11 protein-coding genes and 1 pseudogene are annotated in these 24,168 nt (G+C 66.9%); 3 read left to right on the forward strand and 9 right to left on the reverse strand.

The features are described from left to right. Positions 1-567: 567 nt before the first annotated feature. Positions 568-2,952 carry a Helicase associated domain protein gene (locus ACFVYS_RS42125; protein WP_389510971.1) on the forward strand — a complete coding sequence of 795 codons (2,385 nt, stop codon included), beginning with the start codon at positions 568-570 and terminating at the stop codon, positions 2,950-2,952. Between the two features lie 65 nt (positions 2,953-3,017). Beyond that, positions 3,018-4,163 (forward strand): annotated as a pseudogene (locus tag ACFVYS_RS42130) (helix-turn-helix domain-containing protein); the annotation flags it as partial. Positions 4,164-5,192: 1,029 nt separating this feature from the next. Here ACFVYS_RS42130 and ACFVYS_RS42135 read toward each other — a convergent pair. The 3 genes from ACFVYS_RS42135 to ACFVYS_RS42145 are packed head-to-tail and all read right to left on the reverse strand — an operon-like array spanning position 5,193 to position 9,447. Beyond that, the gene (locus ACFVYS_RS42135) at positions 5,193-6,983 is read right to left on the reverse strand and encodes an SAVED domain-containing protein (protein WP_389510973.1); all 1,791 of its coding nucleotides are present in this window, start codon (positions 6,981-6,983) and stop codon (positions 5,193-5,195) included. Beyond that, positions 6,980-8,446: a ThiF family adenylyltransferase gene (locus ACFVYS_RS42140; RefSeq protein WP_389510975.1), complete on the reverse strand. Its 1,467-nt coding sequence runs from the start codon at positions 8,444-8,446 to the stop codon at positions 6,980-6,982. The genes ACFVYS_RS42135 and ACFVYS_RS42140 overlap by 4 nt, the downstream gene beginning before the upstream one ends. Beyond that, positions 8,443-9,447, reverse strand: coding sequence for a nucleotidyltransferase (locus ACFVYS_RS42145; protein WP_389510977.1), 1,005 nt, complete (start codon positions 9,445-9,447; stop codon positions 8,443-8,445). The genes ACFVYS_RS42140 and ACFVYS_RS42145 overlap by 4 nt, the downstream gene beginning before the upstream one ends. 456 nt (positions 9,448-9,903) lie before the next feature. On the opposite strand from ACFVYS_RS42145, the gene ACFVYS_RS42150 reads away from it, so the two are divergent. Further along, entirely contained in the window at positions 9,904-10,347 is a 444-nt protein-coding gene (locus ACFVYS_RS42150) for a hypothetical protein (protein ID WP_389510978.1), read from the forward strand. 274 nt (positions 10,348-10,621) lie between these two features. Here the strand turns inward: ACFVYS_RS42150 and ACFVYS_RS42155 are convergent, their stop codons facing one another. From ACFVYS_RS42155 to ACFVYS_RS42180, 6 genes are all read right to left on the reverse strand, one after another. Beyond that, positions 10,622-11,140, reverse strand: coding sequence for an SAVED domain-containing protein (locus ACFVYS_RS42155; protein ID WP_389510980.1), 519 nt, complete (start codon positions 11,138-11,140; stop codon positions 10,622-10,624). Beyond that, positions 11,137-11,880, reverse strand: a complete 744-nt coding sequence (locus tag ACFVYS_RS42160; protein WP_389510982.1) for a hypothetical protein — start codon at positions 11,878-11,880, stop codon at positions 11,137-11,139. The genes ACFVYS_RS42155 and ACFVYS_RS42160 overlap by 4 nt, the downstream gene beginning before the upstream one ends. A gap of 592 nt (positions 11,881-12,472) precedes the next feature. After that, entirely contained in the window at positions 12,473-12,718 is a 246-nt protein-coding gene (locus ACFVYS_RS42165; protein ID WP_389510984.1) for a hypothetical protein, read from the reverse strand. Between the two features lie 697 nt (positions 12,719-13,415). Beyond that, a complete protein-coding gene (locus tag ACFVYS_RS42170; protein WP_389510986.1) occupies positions 13,416-14,012 on the reverse strand; it encodes a hypothetical protein in 597 nt (198 codons plus the stop codon). 2 nt (positions 14,013-14,014) lie between these two features. Continuing rightward, positions 14,015-20,401: a polymorphic toxin type 28 domain-containing protein gene (locus tag ACFVYS_RS42175; RefSeq protein WP_389510988.1), complete on the reverse strand. Its 6,387-nt coding sequence runs from the start codon at positions 20,399-20,401 to the stop codon at positions 14,015-14,017. A 230-nt stretch (positions 20,402-20,631) separates the two neighbouring features. Then, positions 20,632-24,168 (reverse strand): LamG domain-containing protein (locus ACFVYS_RS42180; RefSeq protein WP_389510990.1); only part of this gene is annotated, 3,537 nt, incomplete at its 5' end.

The following is a 24,168-nucleotide window of genomic DNA, read 5'->3' on the forward strand; positions in this document are numbered from 1 at the left end:
CCGGGGATATGCAGCGCTGGCGCGCTGCATAGGGAAAAGCTCCGCTGACGCTCCACCAAATTCCCGCGCAAGCGCGGGAATTGAATTCCGCAAGCGGAATTCTGAATGCGTGTCAATTCGCGCAAGCGCGAATTTAGGGAATCCCGCAAGCGGGATTCTTGGGGCTGGCGATAAGGGGTGGGTGCATCACCCGCAGGACTGTGTAGGGCTTGGGATTCCCATCTACCATCCCGGCAGCGAATATGACGGACCGTCGGACTGACGGGGTGCCAGCCTCGTTGTAGTGACGGGTTCCGCTGCGCTCCACCCTGAACCCCTCCCCCATCCGTCGAGCCTATCCCGGCATGTTCACCAATGGCCTACCAGTATACAGGGAAACCGGACGTTTGTGGGTGAGATTGAGCCATGTGCCACCCTCGGGAGCGAAGTTGATGTGCGGATGATGCATCACGAGTTGTGACTGTGTAGAGTCTGGGATCAGATGCTACACCCCTACCGCCGCGCACCTTGCGCCTGTATTCCATTTGCTATTACGCGCTGCATTCCGCGAAAAGGAGAACACGGGGCATGTCCGTGAAGCTGCGTGATCACCAGATCGAGGCCGTTGCCGCCATTGTGCGCGGTTTCGATGTTCCGCCGTGTGGTATTCCCTGGAATGGTCTTCGCGGGCAGGTGCACGCCGCGTGTGGGACGGGGAAGACCATCATGGCTGCCGCGTCGGCGAGGCGGCTTGTGCCCAGGGGGCGTGTGCTCGTGTTGGTGCCAACGCTGGATCTGCTGGCGCAGACGGTGAGGGCGTGGCACGAGGCCGGGCACAAGGGGCCGGCGGTTGCGGTGTGTTCGCTCCAGGACGACCCGGAGCTGTGGTCGTTGAAGGTGCGCTCCACGACGAACCCGATCCAGTTGGCGCTGTGGCACGGCCAGGGGCCCGTGACCATCTATGCCACCTACGCGTCTTTGGGTGTTCTGGCGGAGGCGTTCGAGGGTGTCTACGGGCAGAAGCTGGATCCGGTGGATCTGGCGGTGGTGGATGAGGCGCACCGGACGTCGGGGTCGATGGGGAAGGCGTGGGCGGACATTCACGACCAGAGCGTCATCCCGGCTTCCCGGCGGCTGTACCTGACGGCCACGCCGCGGATCTGGGAGGAGCGGCTGAACCGGGAGGTTGCCGAGGGGGTTCGGGATCCGCTGCCGCGGGAGATGGCGGCTTCCATGGATGACGAGAAGGTCTTCGGGCCCGTCCTGTACAAGCTCTCGCTCGCCTCTGCCGTGTCCCGGGGCTTGTTGGCGCGGTATCAGATCATCGTGCTGGAGCTGAAGGACCCGGTCGTCACCCCGGAGAAGCTGATGGGCGAGGAGCGGCACACCGAGGAGGTCCGCGGGCAGCGCCTCGGGGCCTTGCAGGCCGCGTTGCTGCACACGATGGCGCAGCATGATCTGTCGACGTGCATCACCTTCCACCACCGCACGATCGAGGCGCAGGCGTACGCGGAAGGACTGGAGCGCGTCGCGGCCAAACTGCGCGCCGACCAGCCAGAGACCTACCCGAAGCGGATCTGGGCCAACTGGCTGTGCGGCGAGCACGTCCCCGAGCGCCGGCGGGAGGTCCTCGGCTCGTTCGGGACCACCGCGCAGCGGGCCGTGCTCTCGAACTGTCGTGTTTTGGGCGAGGGTGTCGATATTCGAAGCGTGGATTCGGTTGCCCTGCTGGACCCCAAGGGTGCGCCGCACGACATCGTCCAGGCCATCGGCCGGGCGCTCCGTCAAAAGCCTGGACAGGGCAAGCTCGCCTCTCTGATCGTGCCGGTGTTTCTCCAGCCGGGAGAAAAGCCGGAGGACATGTTCACCTCCGGCTCCTATCGGCCTCTGGTGAAAGTCCTGGAAGGGCTACGGGCTCACGATGAAGAGGCCGTGGAACTGCTCGCGATTCCACAGGAGCCTCAGAAGGACGTGGCGCAGCCGTCCGTGAACATCGGTGTCGCACCAGAAGACGGCGAGGAAGAATCACGGTTGCTGCTCCGTTTTGCCGCCCCCCGGGATCCGGTGATGGTCGCGGACTGGGTCTCCTTCAATGTGATCGACACCGAACGCCAGGACTGGGCACGCGGCTGGGCGAAGCTGAAGACGTACGTCGAACGGGTCGGGAACGCCCGCGTGCCCTACGGACACCGCGAGGGCGCGACACCGCTTGGGCAATGGGTCGCGGAACAACGACGCGCCTACGCAGCCGGACAGATGGCCGGCCAACGCGCCCGACGGCTCGAACAGCTCGGCATGGTCTGGTCGCCGGGCGATGAACGCTTCCAGGAGAACCTGGAGGCCGCGAAGGCGTACTACGCGGATCACTGGACGCTGTGCGCGCCCCGCTCCGCCACCATGCTGGACCGGCCCGTAGGGCAATGGCTGTCCAACCTCCGCCGCCCCGGCGCCCTCGACGGACACCCCGAATGGAAAACGGCACTGGAAGCCGTAGACGAGGACTGGAACCCATCGTGGCCGGCGGAATGGCAACGGCACTACGCCGCACTACGCGAGCTCGTGGCCGACGAAGACGGCCAGCCGGAAGTCCTGCCGGGCCTCACGGTCCACGGCATGGACATCGGAAAGTGGCTCGCCCGGCAGCGGACACCGAAGGTCTGGCAAGCCCTGCACGACGGGCAGCGCGAACGCCTGGAGGCCGTCGGCGTCGTCCCGGTGGCTCCGGAGCCGGAAGCCCCCGCGAAGCCGTCCACGGCGCCCGTGAGTGCCTTCGAGCGGGGCGTTGCGGCCCTGGCGCAGTACAAGTCCCGCACGGGCTCCCTGACCGTACCCAGGGGTCACGTAGAAGAGCTGCCAGACGGGTCAGAGGTGAAGCTCGGAGTCTGGCTGACCAACAGCAAGACCAGGCGGGCGAAGCTCACCACCGACAAACTCACCGCACTCGCTGCGCTGGGATTGGAATGGGCACGATAGGGTTAAGGAGTGGGCTAAAGTTTTTGGTTAAGAAGTCTCGGGTTCTGACGTGAAGGTGGCAGGGAATGGCATCTGAGGAAGAGCTGTTCGCGTCCGTCGACGCTCTGCTGAACGAGGAGCCGCACCTGCCGCCTCCGGCGGAGCGTGCCCGGCTGCGTGAGGCCGCCGGCATCACCCAGGCCCGCCTCGCTACCGCGTTGAAGACGACGACCCAGTCGGTGAAGAACTGGGAGAACGGCCGCTCGGAGCCGAAGTCGCCGCGCCTGGACGCCTACCAGCGGCTGCTGAACGGCTGGGCGGCCAAGTACCCCGCCCCCGGTGCGGCCTCGGCAGCCGCGCCGGCGCCAGCGGAGTCCAGCGAACCGGCCCCGTCCGAGGTGGAGACGGCAGACGCCCCGCAGGCTCGCGCCGTTCCAGTCACGGGACCGGCCCGTCCCGCCGCCCCGCCGGCCGCGGCGCGCCGTCCGGCCGCGAGGAAAGCAGCTCAGCCCGCAGCCGATCCGCGCTTCCCGCACGGCCCGCTCGCGGTCCTGGACGGTGACGGCAGCGCGTACGGCACGGACGGGATCGTGCTGGACTGCCCAGCAACCACGGTTCCGGAGTTGGTGGAGTGGACGCTGCACGAGTCCGGCCTCGGAGCGCCGAAACTGAACCGCTACGGCAAGGACAGCGATCCGCTGATCGTGCTCACCGCCGCGGCCGCCGTGAAGCTCGGACTGCCCGAGCGCCTCGAGGGCCATGAGCAGCGCCGCTCCCTGCGCCTTGCGGAGGATCACCCGGTGGTCAAGCAGGTGGTGAAAGCGAAATGGCGGCTCACCCAGCGCGGATTCGGCCCGTGGGCAAGGATCTACCGCAAGGCCCAGGGGCGAGAGCGGCAGTGCGTGCAGCTCGCCATCCTGTCCTGGGACGCCCTCGATGAGCGGTCCTGGCCCGGGGTCGTGGAGATGGAGCCGGCCGACGTCGCCCGCGTCCTGGGCGTGTACGCGCAGCGGGTCATCACCCCGCGAGGGTCGACGGCCGTGTCCGGGCTGGAGCTGATGACAGCTTTGCGCCCGCCCACCCGCGCGGTGCAGGACCCGCAGACGGGGAACTGGGTGCCCGGCCACAACCCCGGCTCGCTGGGCACGGAGCCGATGGACCCGGCACCGCCGGAAGCCACCCCCGAGCACCCCGTCGTCGTCGACAGCGGCTGGAGCGGCGGCTTCCTGAATACGGCAGGCTAGGAGCGTGGCTGCCGGGCAGTCGGGATGCGAAAAACTTGATCCATCCGCGTCCCGGAGGTAGGCGCGAGGTGCGGGGGCGGCGTAAATGGGATGCGCCGCCCCCCGCAGGTTCGCAGTAGCGCGGTCCTCGTGGGTCCGTGAGTCGACTTACGGATCGTCGCAGACGACATCGCGCTGGTAGGAGATCCAGACGGGCCATCGGCCCGTAAGGTCCGTGAGTCGTTTTGCGGACCTTACCCACCCGGACAGGTTGCGGACCTCTCGCACTCTCCGACTTGCGGAATCCGGTCCAACGGCAGTCTTGTTCTCCATGTTGGATCCGTGAGTGACTCATGCTGGGTAGAGTCTTAAGAGCCGTCACCGCAACCTGAATTCGCGGAGACGGTGCACGTGAACGAGGCCCCCTACAGCCGTCGGAAGCATGCGAGGGCCCCGTCCACACCGTGGGCTAACGGTCGCTTAGGACGAGGTGCTTGAAGACCGACCCGGCTGCGCTCGCGCACAGACCGGCGGTGAATTTCAAGATCCACCAGCGTCCTAAGCGGCCGTTGTCATGCTCGGGCGGCCCCTCCTGTTTACGGTGCCGGCCACGATGACGTCCCATTACCCATCCCCTTTCACCTTCCGCCCCCGTCCCAGTGCTGAGACAAGGCGCTGTGCACCCCGACGGGGATGCACAGAAGGCGAAAGAGGAAGACAACGGACAGTCCACTCCTCGCAGAGCTTTGCACAACGCCGCCTGTCTGGCGGCTAGTTCGCGAGAAGACAGCGCCCGTCCGAACCATGGACCGATACGGCGCGGACCGTCTGGGTCACGACCAGCTGGTAGGGCTACGGGCACGCATCGCGCGGTGCCGGGCGGGCGAGCCGTCCGTCAGACGGCGGCCGGTGGTGGTACCGCCGCAGCGGCAACAGGCATCGATGGCTGCTCGTTCACCACGGTAGGCCCCACCACTGACAACGCCCCCGGACCAAAGCCTGCTGATCATCACGGCGATGTCTGCCTCGACACCGTGTCTAGGCGCTGAGCAGGACCTCGGTGATCGGTCCGCCGGTGGCACCTGGCTCAAGCACGAGAGCCGGGGTGTAGCGGGGCGGCCCCTCGGGGGTCGCGTTGTCCCATTCGTAGACGACGGTGCGCAGTGTGTTGAGGTATCGCCCTACGAGCAGGGCCATCGCGTAGGGGCCGTGGAAGGCGAGATGCACCTCCGCACGGCCGTTGCGTGCGGCCAGCTCTTTGATCTGTTGTGCGATAGCCGTGCTGAGGCGTGCGGCCTCGCGTGGATCGAGCAGACCCCCGCTGTCCCTGCTGGTGACTGAGACCGTGGCGGCCGCAGTGAAGCGGTCGTTGGAGTCATGCAGGAGTTGCTCGAATGCGGTCCGGTCTGGAGCGGGCGTCAGGCTGACGAAGATCGCGACGCGGTTGTGGCCGTCGGATGTCTGTGCTGGCGCGAGGTCAACGGGTTGCGTATGAAGTTCGCTGGTCAGCGGGTCGTCGCCGGCTTGTACGGACGTCCACAGAGCGTCGCGGAGGTCGACGACCTCAGCGTTGCCGATCTTCGTCTCGGGCAGGGCGGCTCCCAGGGCCAGGGCCACCGACAGGTGGGCTCCGCCGGTTACGCGTACCGTGTGCGCGCCGGTGGCGTAGACGGCGTCGCTGATCAGGGGCAGTGTGGTCTGCAGGAGTTTGAGTCCCTCTCGTGACGGCAGGCGCCCGTCGTCGGCGGCCCTGATGCGGATGTGGAGATCGTCCTCGCCGGCGTCCACGGCGAAGGGGTCAGGGCGGGTCTGGACTCGGATCGTGAAGGCGCGGCCCTCGTTGCGGATGGCGGACTTGCGTTGTTCGACCCGGTGCATCAGCAGGTCACACACGATCTCGCGCTCGCCGGACGGCTGGAGCATGTTGCTTTGCTTCTTGTCGGCGAGGATCTGGGAGGGAGCGAGTCTCAGGAGCCGGTCCGGTGCGGCGTAGTCGCACTGCGTATCGCTTCCCGCTCTGGGGGTCTTGTTCGCGATGCACAGGCTGAAGGCTGGATCCTCGTCCAGCTGGAGCAGCCGGGGCAGTTCACGTTCTCGGACGATGTCGCTGTGGGCGATCTGCGGTGTCACGACGAGCACGGCTGCCGAAAGCCCTTGCGTCAGGGCCTGCTCGAGCCGGTCGGTCGTCGTGCCCGGGCGCAGGTCGGTTCGGTCTCTCCACACGACGAGACCGGCGGCCCTGAGCAGGTTCTCGATCGACTCGGCCTGCGGGGACCCGTCGGAGTGCCGGTAGGAGATGAACACGGGGCCATCACGCCGGACCGCGCCCTCGGGTAGTGGTCCCAGCGCCTGGAACCTCGATGGTGGCCGAAGGACTGTTGCTGCCTTGCTGATGACGCGTCCCCATCGTTGGCGCCGGGCGATCAGCCCGAAGAAGGGGTTCTGCCTGCCGGGGGCGTAAACGAGGAGTGCGACCGGGCCGTCGTGCTGCCTGGCTGTTGCCCGCAGCGCAGCGATGTCTTTCGGGCTCGGCCCGGAGGGCGCGGGGTGGCTGTGCCACTCGCCGACGTAGCCGGTTGGATCGTCACTCGCTCGCCCTGCGAGGAACTCGGTGAGGAGAGTGTTCGCGGTGACGTCATCGCGAACATACGTGTGGGTGGACGCTCCTGGTCCGTCGACCACGAGGGCATGAGTGACTACGACGTTGGCGTCTTCCCGGTAGCCGAGGAGGATGCCGCCTGTTTCCTGCGGCAGTTGCTGCGCAGCCGCGGACGCGATGACCTCGTAGGCGTCCTGGTGCAGCTCGATCCGTGGTGCCGGCCGGGTCACTGCTGGCTCCCTTGGGGTGTGGGGTGGAGGTGGCGTGTCTCCCCTGAGGGGTGGAGGGGGCGGTCCACGAGGAGGCCGATGGCGTGGCGGACGGTTGCTGCTGCCGCCTCGATCACCGCGTGGGGCGGGGTTGGGGAGATCGGGCTTCCGCAGCCTGCTTCGAACAGTGGCGGTGCCTGGGTGTCGGCTGTGGTCGTCGAAGGCGGCAGGGGTGCGGCGGCGTCGAGCGGTGGCAGTACGTCGATGCGATAGGTCCGGCCGTCGTTTTGGAGCGCCGCGGACAGGACGCGTGTGCCCAGCGACAGGGCGCTGACGTGCAGGAGCGCGGTGGTGGCGAAGTCGGCGGTGGCGTTCACGACGAGGTCGTGGTTGCGCAGAAGGTCAGCCGCGTCGGCGCCCGAGGTGAGTGCGTGATTGCTGGTGCCGATGATGCCGGCCAGCGCCTTGTGGTGCCTGATGAGGTGCTGCTTGACCGCTTCGGCTTTGGGCAGTCCGATCGCGTCGGGTCCCACCAGGTGGCGTACGAGGTTTCCCGGCATGACGACATCGTCGTCGATGAGCGTGAGGTGACGGACACCGGAGCGCACCAGCATGTCGGCGATGAACGAGCCCAAAGCGCCGGCGCCGACGACCGCGACTGCAGATTCACGCAGTTCGGGGGCGCGGACGCCTGCGCGAGACGATCGGGCGGCCTCGGTGTCGGCCGCCGAGCGCAGACGTGTGACCACTGTGCCGCCCTCCTTGGCGGGCGCCACGTCCAGCACGATCGCGCCGTCGTGGGTGTCGCGTTGGTAGATCAGCACGACGATCGCGATCGACTGCTGGCGAATTCCGCGGTCCAGGTCCGCGGTGGAGTCGATCCGGGCGGAGATGTCTGCCCAGGTCCGCGGCGGCACGTCCACCTTGCCAAGGTGGGCTACGTATCCGAAGCGGTCCCTGCCGCCCTCGAAGGCTTTCCTGGGGCGGGTGCCGTATCTGATCCGCATCGTCTTGTTGCCGGATGGGCTGAAGCGGACAAAGCGGTTGAGGTAAAGGGCGAGGTCGTCGTAGAGGTAGAGGCGCCGGTCCGCGGACGGCTGGAAGTACCGGTCGAGGTCGAGGTCGGGCCGGTCGTCCTGCCAGCCGTTGTCCGCGTGCTCGAACCACGCTGTGACGTGTTCGAGGAACGCCGGTGCCTCTGTCCACCACAACCCGTCGTGATCGTCCTCGGCGACCAGGCACAGGCCGCCGTCCAGGTCGCGGTGCCAGGACCAGGGCACCGCGTCGTGACCGACCGGCGTCACCGTCGGCGGCCGGAACGGGAAACGGGACGGCAGGCCGATCACCACGCGGGTCGTGCCTGCCGAGTGCGGGACCGGCCCTTCCCATCCTGCTTCGAGCTCGCGGAACCCGGTGCGGATCAGGCCTTCCTCGAAGTGCTGTCGTGCGGAGGCGACATACTCGTCGAAGCTGACGGACGTCACCCGAAGGTCCTCGTGCCGGCCGGCACGACGCGGGAGCCGGGCGAGATCGCGGATGCCTTCTTGCTGCCGTCCTCGTTGAAGTTGGGCGGCATCTGGAAGACCGTGTCTCCATCGCCGTTCTTCCCCAGAAGTTTCCGGAACGCCAGCGCGGACTTGCCCGCGTCCTCCTCCTCGAGCGCAGCTTCTGCCGACGCCGCGGCGTCGGCGAACCGCGTACGCGCGGTGTCCAGTTCGTCGTCGGTCGCGCGGATGCGGATGGTGTGTCCGGGCAGGGTCGGGTCGGTCACCGCGATGCCGTAGGTCACGAAGTTGTCCACGATCGTGCTGACTTCCCGGAGTGCGCTGACGTAGTACTCCGCCTGGTCGTTGCCCGTGACTGCGCCTGAGGCGAACGCCTGGTAGGTGGCCATCTCGATGAAGAAGCCGCCGGGCTTCTTCCCTGAGAGGAGGGCCCGACGAGTCTGCCGGAGCAGCTTGACGGTCGGTACGTAGTACTCGTCGTGGTCCGCATTCATCGTGCTCGACAGCTCGGTCAGCCCGTCAGGGTTGGTGCGCACCCACTCGTTCGCGTCGCCCTTCTGCGGGATCTCCCACGTTCCGTCACCGAAGGGACGGGCGGGCACCGCGTCGACGTAGAGGTCGTACTCAGGGAAGGAGACCTGCAGGCTCCGGTCCTGACGCTTGGTACGCCGGTGCCCGTCGGCGTCGGTGCCGAACTCCGCATGCAGCACCTTGAAGAACCTGTCGAGGATGTCCTTCGAGGTCACGTCCGCCGGGACATCGGCAAGGCGCACGAACACGTCGACGTCCTTGATCCTGCGGATCGACACGTTGCGTTTGTAGGAGCCGATCAGCACCGGACTGACACCGTACTCGGCGAGCTTCGAGTCGGCTTCCAGGGCATCGCGGACGAGGCGATGGGCCTTGGGCGCATTGGTTTTGTCGTCGCCGGGCTCGATGGAGCTCAGCGCATCCTTGAACTGCTGCTTAAGGTGAGCCATCGGGCCCTCCGGTCCTGGGGTGGGTGTGTTGGATGGTGCTGGGCCTGGCTCACAGCAGCGAGCGGCTGGGGCTGGCCGGGAATGGGGGTGGCAACCCGGTTGAGGGCTGCCAGGAACGGGCCGAGTAGCTCCTCAGCCCCGTGAGTTGTGCCTCCTCGGGCGGGTCGTCCAGCCCAGGTGCACCCCCGCGCCGCTTGGCTCCCGGGCGGGAGTTCAGTGGCCGCAAACAGGCGTCTGTGGCTGCTCCTTCACCACAGTACGACTCGCCACTGACAACCACGCCGGCTATCGGCTGCCGACCCCCAGGGGGCGAGTGGCCCGCGCGATGCCTGCCTCGTCATCGACACCAATCACGCCTAGAGCGTGGCTCCCTGATCTGCTTGCCGGTTGATCGGAGCGTGGCAGCATGCCGCAATGGTCTTTTGACACCCCGACGGCGGCTACGCGATCACCGCGATGTACTCCGTGCCCGATGACGCGTGGTATCTGGAACTGGATCTCGTGGCTGAGCAGCGGACTCTCGTGACCGCAATCGTCCCTGACGAGGATCCGGCACGGAGGCCGACGGTGTGCTTCAGCTCGGATGCAGGGCACACCGACGTTCCGTACGAGGTCATGCGCTGGTTCATGCACCAAGTCGATGAAGAGATCCGTAGCTTCCGTGCCTGGATGCGGCTGCGACCAGAACTCGTCGAAATCATCCACCAACTCCGTCAGGAGCACACAGGCGTCATCGACGACGCCGACTTTCCCCAGGTTCTAGCGGACGTGCGCACCATGGTCCCCGAGGAAGACCTCCTCACCGTTCTAGAGGCCACCTTTGGGCGGAATCCTGACGGCACCACCATGGACCGCCCGCAACGCCCCCAGCCTGTGAACGGTCAAGGAGACAGAACCTAGCTGCCGGACGATTCGGCCCTGTAGACCGCGGTGGCCACCTGGATCCGGGAGCGCTGGCAGGCCGCGCGGCGGGAACGGCCAAGCGTCTCGGCGGCACCCGCCGCTGTGGAGGGGCTGTTCTTCCACGGCCCGTTGCCGATCGCTACCGCGCTGGGCTGGGCTGGGCTGGCAGCACGCGACCGCCTCACCCTGATCCACCACGACCTGCGGCTCGCCCAGGAAGCAGCCGCGGCGCCGTCTCCGGCAGCAAGATCGTAGCGAGAGTGCCGGGTCCTCATGCGTCGATGAAGAACGCCTTCTCGTACACCTGCTGCGTGTTGACGTCCTCGTACACGGTGGTGGGGCGCAGCCGATTCCACCGGTTGCCCAGCAGCAGGGACAGGCCCATGGGCCCGGCCTGGAAGAGGTGGATCGCGGGGTGTGCGCGGCAGGCACGGCGCAGGAGGTCCCGGATGCCGACGGCCAACGCGTTGGCGGCCGCCGCGTCCGGGACTGAGTTGTCTTTTGCTCCGGCGGGCGGGCGCAGGACCAGCAACCGGGAGACGGGCACCTGCTGTTCACGCAGGAAGTCCAGCACGTCCGCTGTCGGGTCGGTGGCGACCGCGACGGCCACGGCGAGGTCCGGTCCCAGACCGAGGGCGTGCTCGTCGACGGCCGGCGCCAGCGGCGTCTCGTATTCCTCAGTGGATGACCACAATTGTCCCCGCTGGACCACGGCCAAATCAGCGCCGGCCACCATGCGAAAGGCGGCCCCGACTACGAACGCGGGTGCCAGACGAAGACTGCCGGTCACGGCGACCGCTGCGGTGTTGGGTGGCTCCGATGCGGCGCGGCTTCGATGTCTGCCTGCAGCTGAGCCCAGGTTGCTGGGGCCAGCGGGCGCCGCTTCAGATAGGCCGAGGCTCCCTCGAAGCGGTCCGTCCAGTCCACCGCGTAGTCGGCGTCCTCGGCCATCGGGTCGGGCTTCAAGGTGGCGATGGACACCACCGCACGTGAGGAGCCGGCCTCCAGGTGCAAAGACCGGATCGCCTCTCTGACGTCCGCCGGAGACAACCTGCGCTGCCCGGCGGCGACTTGGCGGGTGACCCAGTCGGCGCCAGCGTGCATCGCCTCCTCCTCGAACCGCAGTCCTGCGGCGAACATCAGCATCTGCAGGTGCTCGTGCAGGTGAGTCACGTCCCGTGCGAGGTCGAAGCGCAGTACCTTCAGCAGGTCCAGCAGCTCCTCCTCGCTCAGCCCGGCGCCGTCGGCCCAGCGCCCGCGCGCCTGCCCCTTCTTGGCTTTCGGGCCCTGCTGCGCCGCCTTCGGTACGAGCAGCTGGGTGCGGGAATCCCGCAGCGAGATCAGCGGGTCCCCGGCGTCCGGGGAACGGTTGCTAAGCAACGCGAGATCGACCGGCGTACCGTCCTGGGCGAGCTGCTGCCAGGCCCTCGCCATCTTCCACAGGATCGACGGACCACCGCGATCACTGAGCTTGAGCAGGTAGTCCCCGTTGACCGGGGTCGAACTGTCCGCAGCGTATTTGACCTGCATGTAGGTGTGCGGCGGAGCCTGCCGGTCAGGACGACGTCGTCCAAGTTCCCCGCGTCGTCGACCTCGACGCCGACTGCCACCACCGGGTTGGTTGCGCGCAACGCCGCATCCCGCACCGCGCCAACACACCCCTGCCAGGCGACCAGCCACTGGTAGCGGTCACCGGCGATACGGACACCCGTCGAAGTCGGGGCAGGCAGGTCAGGCATCGGACACGATCTCCCAGGCGTCGGGGCACCGCACTTGCGGCCATCGGCATGCTCTGCAGATCATCACCGCAATCAGGACCCAGAACAAAGCCCTCACACCTGCACGACGGGGACATGCCCGGTCTCTGGAGCGGCGCGTGCCCGCCCACCGGCAAGGCAGTAGGCCTCTGGGCCACTGCCGCATAACACGTCCACGAGTACTTGATGTGTGTCCGGACCAAGTTGCGGTGTACCAGCTCAGAGCGCCCCAAATCAGAGAAGCAGCAGGTCAGCTACACAAAAAAAGTTGTCTGGCTCTAGTTGAGGCGTCGCAGGTCAGAGGCCCCCAGCTAGCGAGCTGAAGCAGCATCTACTACTGGTCGTGACAGCCGGGTCGTAGGTACTCACGCCGTGCGCTTCTCCCCCGAGGTGCGTGTGATCTTGATGTGGATGCTGTGCCCGTCAGGCCGCCGCTCCACAACCTCCACGCGGCCGCCTTCAGCCATCGACTCGGTCACCGAAGCCAGGTGCCGTCGCTGCACTTGCTCATGCCGGGTTCGATACCGCAGACGCAACCACAGGCCTGCCAGCAGGCAAAGCTTTCCGGTGACGATCGAGACCACGGTCAAGACGACGGTCGTCGTATCCATCCCGGTTCCTCTCCCTCGCAGGGCCGGGCCACCGTGACCCGATACAAGTTGAGAGGCGGGGCAGACCGATGCCGTGTAATCGTCCCAGCAACTTTCCGCTGCGCCAGGTTGATTCAGTCCGCTAGACCTCTTCTAGCACGGGCTCTGTGACGGTCCCAGGGGCCCCGAGCGCGGCTAGCAGACCCCAAGGCCAAGCTCGGCCGGCGCCTGCCGCAGCTTGCGCGCATGGCGGTACGCCGCGATGAGAATTACCGGATGCGACAGGTCACGCTGAGCACGTCAGCCGCTCGAGCGTGGGAAGAGGTGCCGGGCTCCCATGTGCACAGTTGCCATTCTCCCGGCCAGGGTTCCGGCTTAGGATGGGCGTTGGCGTCTTCTCGGATCCACCGCAGGGAGACAGTGACCAGCGTCCGTCGACGCGGTGCAGCCTGGCCATGACAGTGCAGGCTGAGCGTAGGCGACAGATGTAGACAGGTGGGCATCCTTCGGTGGCCGAGCGCACCGGCGCCCAGCCCCTCATCGAGTATGAGTCGACAACGGCCGTCCACGTCAGCCGCACAAGCGGTCGGCTGCGGGTGGAGGTCGCATTCCGGCCGAGGCAGCCGAGGATGGCAACAGTCGGGCCGACGCCTGTTGCTGTAATCGGACAGGCTCCGACGGGACGAGTCCGTCGGAGCCTGTCCGATAAGTTACGGCTTCATAGCTGATGTCCCGCCTCGTATAGCCGGTCCCGCGCGGACTTCAGCAGGCCCTGCGACCACTGCGCACGGGTGACGCCCTCAGGCAGCCTACTCACCTCGGCGCGGCTGGCACCCAACGCACGGGCGAGTGCCTCCACCGCGAATCCCTGCATAAGATCGTCGTTGTACTCACCACGGCCTTCCTCGGCCAATTGCAACAGGACACGGAGGAGTTCGGCGTCGAACCCGTCGTGCAGGATCTCCCCTGCCCCCGAGACTGCAGCCATGAACGCATCGTCACTGCCGTCCCATTCGGGAGATCCCAGCAACTCAAGGATCTGCTCCCGGTACGCTGCCCCCACTCTCCAGTGACCCGTGAGCACCTGCACAGCGAGCGCCGAGACCTCGGGATCCTCGGGATAAATCAAATAGCTGGCGACCAGAGGCTCGTATGCCGGACCACCCGCGCGGGCCACCGCGTACAACGGTCGGTAGAGGTCCCGGCCAGCCCTACCCTCGGACATGGCCTGAGCAATCTCCTTCACCTCTCGCTGCGGGATGCTGCCATCCTTCGCCCGCGCGATCAACTGCCGGACGTACTCGTCGTGCATCATCGTCATCCTCCCTTTCCCGGCCTGGGAACGAACTGCTCGGAGAAGTCCAGCATTCTGCTGGCGCGCCCCAGGTCAGCGACGAGTAGCTCCCGATCGGCACCACCAGTCTTTGGATGGGCCAGCCTCTTGTTGATGTCACCGATCGTGTTGATCAGGCCTTTCTGGGCGTCCACTACCTCGTGGACATGATCCCACGGAGTACCGTCCGCCTTCCGGGCGACCACCTCTCCCTTCAATTCCCGCGCGGCGGCCGTGAGGTCCTTCATCTGCAGGTGCTCGGAGATCCGGTCCAACTTGGCGGAGAACGGCGAGGAGGCGATCTTGTTGGCGAGCTTGAGCGCGTCGGCGATGTTGTCGAGTTGCTTCGGCAGCTTGGCCGCGTCGCCTGCGAGTGGAACGAAACCGGCTACTCCTAGGCTGGCCCCGACCGCGTCCTTGTTCAGGGCGGAGCGACCAAGGTCTGCGGCGTCGCATCCGGCGCCGGCTACAGGCACCCAGCCGCAGGCCATCAGAGCGATCTCACCGGCCAGGCCCCAGGACGGTCCGGTGACGGTCCCCTTGTACTTGGGGTCTGGAGCCATCCCCGGGCTGGGGCTGGGCGTGGCGGTGGATGGACTGTCGCTTCCGTACCTTACGGTCGGCAGCGGACTCGGGCCGGTCTTGAAGTTGACCTTGTATGACACGTTGCCGCCGCTGCTGGTGACTGTGAGTGCCAGCGACGAGCCGTCGGGATAGCTGTAGTGGTAAATCTCGGTGGAGACGTATGTCCATCCACCCTTGCCGTTCGCCTCTAGACGGTCGTAATCGGTTCCGCCATGGCCGTTACTGCACCCTGTCTCGCAGGCCGTTCTTGGCCGCAGGCCTGTCGGGTCGGACTTGGTGACGGGAGTGTTGTTGGCGTAGGCATAGCCGTTGAGGGACTCATGGTCCTCGGGGGCGAGGACCGGGTCGACGGACAAGAATCGCCCGGTGACCGGGTCGTACTCACGGGCGCCGACGTGAGTGAGTCCGGTATCGGCGTCAACGGGTTTACCCAGGAAGCCCTTGTCGTCCGGCCAGACCGACGGCGTCGCGCCGCGCGACTCACCGAAGGGCTTGGTGTAGCGGCGGGTGACGGCCTGGGTGATGGCGTCCACCGTCATCGAAGAGGTGCCGTGGTGGTCGTCGACCATCCAGGCCAGGCCGGCCTCGGTGCGGACGGCGGTGGCGTCGCCAGCGGAGTAGTAGCGCTGGGCGGTGAACTTGTCGGCAGCCGTGTCGTAGTGGAGCTCCTGGCTGGCCAGGTACAGGACGGTCTTCTCGGTGCTACGGCGGATCAAGAGTTCGCCGTTGGCGTCGTAGAGGTAGTCGGTGGTCTTGGCGCCTTCGGTGAGGCGGGTGAGTTCTCCTTCGATGTCCCAGGCGAGGTCTTGCGCGGTGCCGGAAGGGCTGTAGCGCTTGGTGGTGTTGCCCTGCTCGTCGTAGGCGTACGACGTGAGGGCGGTGCCGCCAACGGTGAGGGAGGTCAGGGTGTGGGGCTGCCCGGTGCCGGAGGCGTTGACTGCGGGATAGCTGTAGGCGGTCGTGGTGTCACCGGTGGCCTTGTGCTCGGTCTGGGTGTCGCGCAGGCCGCCGGGCTTGTAAGTCCAGCTGGTCCAGTACGGGGCCGGGCCGCCGAGGGCGGACGCTGAGCGGGCGGTGACGCAGTCGTTGGAGGATGGGGTCCAGGCTTCGGTCAGACGGCGGTAGCCGTCGTAGGTGAAGCACTGGGTGTCCTTGCCGTTGGCCTTGTCGGTGACCGACAGAATGTTGCCGGTGGCGTCGTAGTCGTAGTCGGCGTCGCTGGTGTAGCCGGTGTTGGTCTGGTCGACGGTGTGGGTATTGGCCAGGCGGCGGGTGCCGTCCTGATAGCGGTTGAGGATTTGGAGCTGCTTGGCGCCGGTGTACTGGCCCAGGCGGGTCTCCTCGATCTCGCCATAGGGGGAGTAGCCGATGTTCTGGACGTAGCCGGTCATGCCTGCGGTGCTGGTGAGCATGCCGAGGTCGTTGTAGCTGTTGGCCACGGTCTCGGCTGGCAGGCCGGCCAGCGCGGGCATCGAGGTGGATTGGACGGTGCCGTCTCTGTTGTAGACGGTGGAGGTGGTGAAGGTCTGCGGCGCGCCGGCGACGACCAGGGGGTCGGTGGCGGCGAGGACGGTCTTGATCCCCTTGGGACGGCCGAGCGCGTCGTAGCCGGTGACAACCTGGGAGTAGATCTTGCCGGTAGTGCCGCCGACGTACCGAATCGAGGCGGTCGGCTGTCCCTTGGCCAGGGAGTCGTAGGTGAACTTGGTCAGCTGGTGAGCGCTGTCCTGCACCCCGTCCCAGGTGCCGGTTTCACGGCCGAGCTCGTCGTAATCAGTGATCAGGGTGCGATCGGTGCCGCCACGGGTGGTCGTGGCCGTGATCGGCTGATCGGCATCGTTGTAGGTGGTGGTGACGGTGCCCTTGTCCGGGTCGGTTGCAGTGGTCTTGCGGCCGCGCAAGTCGTAGCCGTACGTCCACACTGCCCCGTCCGGGCCGGTCAGCTTCTTGAGCTGTCCGCCAGGGGTGTACTCATACAGGGTGCGGGTGTAGTCACTGCCGGTCGGGACGGGGCCGCCGTACTCACGGCGCTCGGTGACTCGGCCGCGGGCGTCGACGAGCGTCAGGGTGCCGGTGCCGCCCGCGGCGGCGGTGACGGCGGCACGGTCCGCCTGCTCGTCGGTCTTGGTGCGCCATTTCTCCTGGTCGTAGACCCGGAAGATGTCTTCGGTGGCGCGGCCGGCAGCGTCGAAGATGGTTTCGGTGGAGGCGGGGACGGAGCCGGGGTAGGTGTTGGCCAGAGTGCCCGAGGGCGCCACGTTGTCGTGCACCTGGCTGTTGGAGATGTAGGCCAGTCCGCGGTCATCGTAGAGGGTTTCGGAGATCACCCGGCCGCCGTCGGGCGAGGGGACCTGTTGTTGGCGGGATCGCAGCAGGCCGTCGAAGATTTCGTAGGAGCTGTTGTAGGTCTTTCCGTCGTTCTTCAGAGCGTCGGTGCGGACCCAGGTCTCCTTGTCGTTGTTGATGCTGTACGCGTAGACGATGCTGGCGGCGTCGCCGAGCGTGCGGGAGCGGTTGGGCTTCCAGACCGAGACCAGACGGCCGAGCGCGTCGAAGGCCCACTCCGTGACATTGCTGTTGGCGTCGGTGGTCTTGATGGCCGTGCCCCAGGCCGGGTCCACGACGGTGGTGGAGGTGAACATCTTGGGGTCGATCGTGGTCTTGGAAGTCAGGGGGCCGTAGCCGGTGTCGTCAGGGACGTAGGTGGTCTTGACCGTCCGGTTGAGGGCATCGGTCGCGGTGGAAGGGCGGCCCAGCTTGTCGAAGGTAGCGCTGGACACCTTCTGGTAGACCGGCGCCTGGTCGATCGGGTTGTAACTTGCGACCCGATAGGAGGCGGTGATCTCACCCTTGGTCGGGGCCGCCCCGACTACCTGACCGTCGTAGGCCATCGTTACGTCGGAGACGACGTCGTCGGGTACCACCGGAGTGGCGGCGCAGCCGACCGCGTAGGTCTCAATGCGCGAGACCGCGTTCACCAGCCAGGCCGAGGTGTTGCGGGCGTAGCCGGTCCGCACGCACGACTCGTCGCCCGCCTTGGCGATGTCGCCGGTACCTTCCACCGTGATCGGCAAGCCGTACGTGGTGTCATACGTGGTCTTCTGCTTGACCGTGCGGGTGCCGGTAGAGGTCTTGGTGCGGGTGCTGGTCTCGCCGGCCTGGACGATCCAGGCGTCTGTGGTGCCCCAGCTGTAGGTGTGGCTGCCGGTCTTGTACGACCAGGGGGTGTTGATGGTGCCGCTGAGTTCCTCGGCGCCGTTGTAGACGATGGTCTCGCGCACGAAGCCGGCGTACTGGCGGGAGTCGTCGATGGCGGTGCCGGTGGAGTCGGTGACCTTCTCTACGCGGGCGGTGCCGTCGAGTTCCTTCTCGCCGTTCAGGCCGCGCATGTAGAGGGTGGACTTCTTGGAGCGCGGGCCTTCGGAGTCGCCGGAGGTCTGCACGACCTTGCCGTAGCCGCGCCACTGCGACCAGGTGCGGTTGGACGCCTTGGTCAGGCCCTCGTCGTCGGCGTAGGCCCAGCCGGCGCCGTTCTGGTAGTCGTAGTACGTCTCGCCGGTGTCGCCGTGGCCGTAGGGGTCGTCCTGGAAGACGGAGGTGACGACGTACTTGTGGAACCAGTCGGTGGTCGGGGTCGCTCCGGACTGGGACCACTTGACCGGGAAGCAGCGGCGGGTGTTCTTGTCGATGTCCGCCGGCATGCTCGAGCCCCAGATGCAGTCGGGGTCGGAGTAGTTGGCGGTGAGGGTGGAGCCGGTTTCGGACTTGATGGTGCGCACCCGCCACTTGATGTAGCGCAGGGTGTCCGGGCCGCTGCCTTCGACGTGGTTGGACAGCTGGATGCCGCCGAAGACGACCGGCGGCATGGCGGCCGTCGTGGTGTTGGCCTTGCCGGTGTTCTGGATGGACTTCAGCCACAGGCTCGCGGAAGAGGCGTCGCCGGTGTCGGGGAAGCTCTGGTCCAGGTGCCAGGTGTCGACGTCGCGGCGGGTGGTGCCGGTGCCGGTCCATACCGAGGTGGTGATGTCGGTCAGGCGCTTGCGGGTGAAGAAGGCGGGGCCGATCTGGGTGGTGCACTTGGTGGCGGCCGCGCAGATCATGTCGAAGGGCACGTCGGGCCAGTTCGCCTTGGTGTCCTTGGTGAGGCTGGTGCAGCCACCGGAGGTGACGCAGCGTTCGGCGTAAGTGAAGTTGACCTGTTGGGCGGCGGGCTTGGTGTAGAGCAGGTCGCTGCGCAGGCCGTAGTCGATGCGGTCGAGGTAGCCGCCGCGGGTGTAGGCGGTGCCGTTGATGCTGGTGTCGGCGTTTTTGGAGTAGTAGTTGGTCTCCGGGGTGTACCAGTAGGCGGAGGCGTTGTCGTGGGTGTCCACGACGTAGTCCAGGTTCCAGCGCCAGGCTTGGTTGCAGGAGGAGTCGGCGAAGCCGGTGGACTTGTAGCAGGATTCGCCCGAGTCGTCGCCGAAGACGGGCACGGTCCATACCGAGTTGGTGACCGGGTCGTCGTCAGTGGTGGAGGTGGTGCCCTTGTCGCTCCAGCCGGGCAGGCGGTGCTTGCCGAAGAAGTACTGGTTGCCGGAGGCGTCGGTGACCTTCCAGTACTCGGTGTTGTTGTCGCCGTTGCCGGTGGCGCCGGTCAGGTGCTCGACGCGGGTGCCGTCCTCGTTCTTCAGTTTCCACGAGCCGCCGGTCGCCTCGGACAGGGCCGCGGTGTCACAGGCCGTCTTGTCGGCGCAGGTGTTGACGAGTTCGACGGCCTTGCCGTTGAGGACCAGGGTGGCGTTGGCGTACTTCCAGCACAGGTCGCCCTTGCCGGCTTGGCCGTCGTCCTTGCAGGAGCCGTACTTGCGCTCGATGTAGGACTCGGTGATCGAGAAGCCCTCACCGATCACGGAGGTCTGGTTGTTCTCCCCTGCCGTACGGCCGTCCACCGAGGCAGAATTGTAGGAGATCGACAGGTTCGGGGCCGGTCCGGCCGTCGCCGGAGGTACCCGCAGCGGGTAGTTCCAGGTGAAGTCACCCGTACTGCCGCCGGCCTCCCAGGTCGCGGTCGGAGACAGTGACGTGGCGCCGTAGTCGCCTCCACCGCCCGAAGTGTCAGCCGCCGCCGCAAGCAGCATCGGCGTGCCGGCCGTCAGGGTCCGGGCGGAGACGGTGCCCGACAGCGTCTGGGACACTGCGTCGTTGCCTGCGTCCGCCACCGGAGTCTGGGGCCGGCAGGATGCCTTCTCCGGGGTCGTCAGCGCGCACACCGGAAGTGTCACCAGGTTCAGCCGGGGACCGAAGTTGCCGCCGTAGACGTCCTTGAAGGAGGAGTAGTCCAGGGAGACGCGGAGCTTGTCGGTGTCACCGGCAGACGTCGTGGATACGGCTCCGGCCGGGTCGACGGTGAGCAGGACACCGTTGACGCCCGCCTTCTTCGCGGCCGCCTGGGAGTGGACGCTGATCGTCACCTTCTCGGCCGGACCGATGGCCTTCGCAGCTGCCTTGTTCTTGGCCGCTGGGACGGGCTCCTGAGCCAGCTTGATGCCGAGCCCGCCGACGTCGACCGAGGCGCTTCCCTTCGCCAGAACCTCGGCGGTGGCTTTCCCGGTACCGGGCCATGCTGCCTTCTTCAGCCGCTCACGCGTCTCCCGTGATGCGGGAGCCGCCTGGTCCTTCGGCGCCTTGGACGAGCCCGGTTTAAGCACCCCCGCCTTGTCGATCTTTGCGTCAGGTTGGTCCTCCAGCTTTTTGCGGGCAGCCGAGGACTGGGCTTGCGCGGTGAAGTCGTAGCCCGGTGGAACCACGACTTGTGGGAGGAGGGAAAGGGAGGCAACGAGTACGCCACGACCCAGCCAGCGGCTTACGACAGCCCCTGGCAAGCGTGTGCGAAACGGCGATGGGGACACGTGATTCCCTGGATTCGAGAACGGGCAGGAGCCGCACCGGGGTAGAGCCAAGACCGGAGCGGAGATCTAGAAGGTGCGATAGGACAGGGTGGCCGGGCAAAGTTCCCGCCCGGCCACCCGAGTGTTGATTACTGCTCGGTGTTCCAGCGTTCGGCGATCACGTGAGTGGCCGTGGCGCCGGACCAGATGCGGACGCTGTCGACCGTTCCGGGCATGTACCGGGTGGCAGCGCCGTCGATCTTCGCGCGGCCCACTTCGAACGCCCCGCTTCCCTGCCAGGGAGTCGGGAAGGAAACATCGTCCTCGCTGCCCATGCGTGCGCTGTCGACATAAAGGATGAGCGAACCGAGCTGAGGGCCGGTGGCGGTGTCGACTGCCGTCTGTGCGTCGTACACGGCTGTCAGCATGACGGGCTCGCCTTTGCGGGCGCCGACATCGACGGGGTCGGACTGGCCCTTTGTCCAGGCAGCGCCGGTGCCGTCCTTGTCGGGGCGGCCGAACGTCCAGCGCCCCTGGCTGCTGCCTGCCGGCTGCTCGTACCAGACGCCCCACGAGGACTGGGTGGTTCCTGCCTGGCCGAATACCTGCACCGTGTACGACTTGGTGGTGTCGGTGAACTTGGCGGGATCCAGTGTCACCCAGGCAGTCGCCGTGAACGAGCCGGTGTCGTCCACGATGGGTCCGCTCGCGGCGGCGTAGGCGCTGGTCCCGTTCAGCTGCATCGTCTGCCTGGTTGTGCCGGTCTCGCCGGTGTCGGGGTCCGCACCGGTGGTGATCTGGGCCAGTGTTGCCCCGTTGAGGGTCAGTGGACGGCCGTAGCCGCTGGTGGTGTCCGCGATGGTGGTGCCGGTCGCGTTCGCCGTGTCGGTGGCATCCCAGTTGGCGACGAGTGCCGGGATCGGATCTTGGGCATTGCCGTCGCTGAGGTCATCGTCTTCGAAGCGGGCATCCTGGACGACTTCGGCGTCTGCGAGCACTCGAGTCCAGACGTGTACCTCATCAATAGCCCCGTTGAAGTACTCGACGTATCCAAGGCTGTTGTGGAACCTGCCTACCTGCAAGGGGCCGGTTGCCGCCCACGGCGTGGTGAAGGCGACCGGCGCCCCCTGGGCACGGCCGTTCACATACAACTGCACGGTCTGGCCGACGGCGTCGTAGACGCCGGTCAGGTGGGTCCACACGCCTACTGCGGGGGCAGTGAGCGAGGTGGAGCGGCTGGCGGTGGGAGCAGCCACGTCAGTGTGGTAGCGGGAGAAGGCGAACCGCTTGGTGGTGGCCGAGTAGTGCAGCGCGAATCCCGACAGCGTGGTGGCCTGCTGGGAGACGATGGTCTGGCTACGGGAAGCGTCCGAGAGCCTCACCCAGGCCGAGAGGCTGAACGACTTGGTGGTGTCCACCACCGGCCCGGATGACTGGGCATACCCAGCGGTGCCGTCCAGCTTCAGGGAAGCCGGCCCCCCACGGCCGAGCCCGTTGAACGAAGCCCCTGTCCCGGCGGACAGTGCATGGGACGTGGCGGTTGTCGTGGAGTCGTTGCCATTGCCGTCGAAGTGCCAGACGCCTGAGGGCTTCGCACCGGGGTTGACGAGGAAGCTGTAGTAGCCGGTGAGGGAACTGTGGCCGGCCGCGTCGTAGCCCCAGACCTGGATGGTGTTCTCACCGACCTGGTTCGGGGTGATGTTCGCTTTGCCAGCCGTTCCCTTCGCGACGGTGATCGGCGCGGACACTGCGCCGCTGTTCAGCCGCCATTTGTAGCTGACGACATCGGACTGGATACCGGCCGTGGTGGGGTTGGTGTCGGCGGGTGTGAAGAGGAACTCGCCTGTCACGCCCACACCGTCTGCGGTCTGGTTGGTGTCGGCGGGCTGGTAGCGGCCGTCGGAGCTGGAGATGACCGGCGGCGGCGGGGAATCGGTGTCGATGCGGAAGTAGCACCAGGACGACCAGGCCGAGTCCAGGACACCGGTGACGCCCCGGTCGGTCATGTAGTACGCCTGTGTTTTGACGCGCAGGCGGTAGTCCGTCTGCGCGGCCAGCGCGGGGGACGTGTCGTCACGTACCGCGTTGTCCGCTACCCAGGCGCTGGCGGGAGAGTTCGCCGCCCAGGCACGGCTGGTGCCGTCCGCCTTCCAGACCTCGAACGCCGCCCGTAGCTGTGCCTGCGAGCCGTCCGCCGACTGCACCGTTCCGTACACCTTCGGCGTGGTGTCGCCGGTCACCTGCGGCACGGCGGAAGTCCCGCACGCCTTGCCCGCAGTGCCGTCCTGAACCTTTGCGTCGGTCGGCACGGAAGGGTAGGAAACGTAGGTCACCGACAGCTTCGCGTCGTTGCGGAACCGCGCCCAGGCAGCCGCGTCGGCCTCGTCGTGCGCGGTCAGCGAGAAGGTGATCTCCGCCTTCTTGTTCGCGGCATAGGACGCCAGGGTGGTCGTCAGGTTCTCGTTGGTCTCCCCGCCGGAAACGTTGTCACTGAAACGCACCCAGTTCGCCGGCTGAGACGGGCTGCACAAGGTGCCCCGCCCGTAAGCCACTTCCCGGTCACCCATCAGGTCCACCGCGGCGGGCCTGGTCGACCACGTGGTGGAGGAGGAGATGCCCTTGTCCACGCGGCTCAGGTCGTACCAGTGCGGATCGCACGTGAACGTCCACAGCTGGTACACCTCCATCGTCGCGTCAAGGATCTTCTTGCCGTGGATCGACGAGAGCGGGTACTCGAAGTACATGCGCTGGGTGTAGGGGGTGCTGGCGCAGAGGTAGCCGGCGTAGTTAGAGCAGCGCCCCACGCCCTTGTCCCCGTCGAACTCCCAGTACTTGGTGCCGTTGGAGGCCAGGGCTGTCCAGTCGCCCAGCGCGATGCCCTTGGTCGGCGGGTCGATGTAGAGGGGGAAGACGGTGTCCTTGCCATGGAGCAGGGCCGGATCGGGCGTGATCTCCAGAGCGGTGCCGGTGACCTTGAGCGGGAGTTCGGCCGCCGCGTCACCACTGCCCGGGGCTTCCGAAGGGGTCGGCTCGCCTCCGGCAGCGGCCAGCGGGGTCGTCCCGCTCGCCTTGGGCTCGTCTTCGGCTTCCGCAAGGGCAGTGCGGGCGAGCTGCGTTGTGACGCCGGCCGTGGAAGTGCCAGAGGTGGCGTCTCCGGCCGAGTCCCACATCCGCCCTGCCGGGCTTTCGAAGACAGGAGTGCCGTTACCGTCGCGCGCGACGAAACCGCCATCGGCCGTCGGTGCGACATCCAGGCCGCCTCCGGTGATGGTCATCCTGATCGTCGAGAGCTCCGGGTTCTTCGCGGCCTCGGCCGTCTTGACCACCAGCACCGATGTGTAGCCGGAGCTCAGCGCAGTCAGTTGCAGATCGACGTCGGGCAGGACTCCGGCGTAGGTGGCGGTGGCCCCCTCGATCCGAGGCTCGGGAAGTGCCGTGGGCCAGCCGAGCTTCAGCTCGTGTCCCTTGTCCTCCAACGTCACGAGCCCGGCGCCACTGCCTCCGCCCGAGAAGGTCAGGCCAGCCGTCGTGTTCTTCGCGCGCGCCGAGCCGTCGGTGTTGCGCACGAGAGTGGTGTCGATGGGCTCCCAGGTGCCATCGTCCTTCTGCGCACGGACCGGCGCTGCGTTGCTTTCTTGTGTGAAGGTCCCGTCCGGGTTCGCAAAGACCTGAGACGAGTCGGTGGT

Source organism: Streptomyces sp. NPDC058295, from assembly GCF_042880655.1.
Lineage (GTDB): Bacteria > Actinomycetota > Actinomycetes > Streptomycetales > Streptomycetaceae > Streptomyces > Streptomyces coriariae.

Bases quoted from the DNA above. Each gene is read 5' to 3' on its own strand.
- ACFVYS_RS42125 (WP_389510971.1), top strand. From the start codon at position 568: ATGTCCGTGAAGCTGCGTGATCACCAGATCGAGGCCGTTGCCGCCATT.
- ACFVYS_RS42145 (WP_389510977.1), bottom strand. From the start codon at position 9,447: ATGGCTCACCTTAAGCAGCAGTTCAAGGATGCGCTGAGCTCCATCGAG.
- ACFVYS_RS42150 (WP_389510978.1), top strand. From the start codon at position 9,904: ATGTACTCCGTGCCCGATGACGCGTGGTATCTGGAACTGGATCTCGTG.
- ACFVYS_RS42160 (WP_389510982.1), bottom strand. From the start codon at position 11,880: ATGCAGGTCAAATACGCTGCGGACAGTTCGACCCCGGTCAACGGGGAC.
- ACFVYS_RS42165 (WP_389510984.1), bottom strand. From the start codon at position 12,718: ATGGATACGACGACCGTCGTCTTGACCGTGGTCTCGATCGTCACCGGA.
- ACFVYS_RS42170 (WP_389510986.1), bottom strand. From the start codon at position 14,012: ATGATGCACGACGAGTACGTCCGGCAGTTGATCGCGCGGGCGAAGGAT.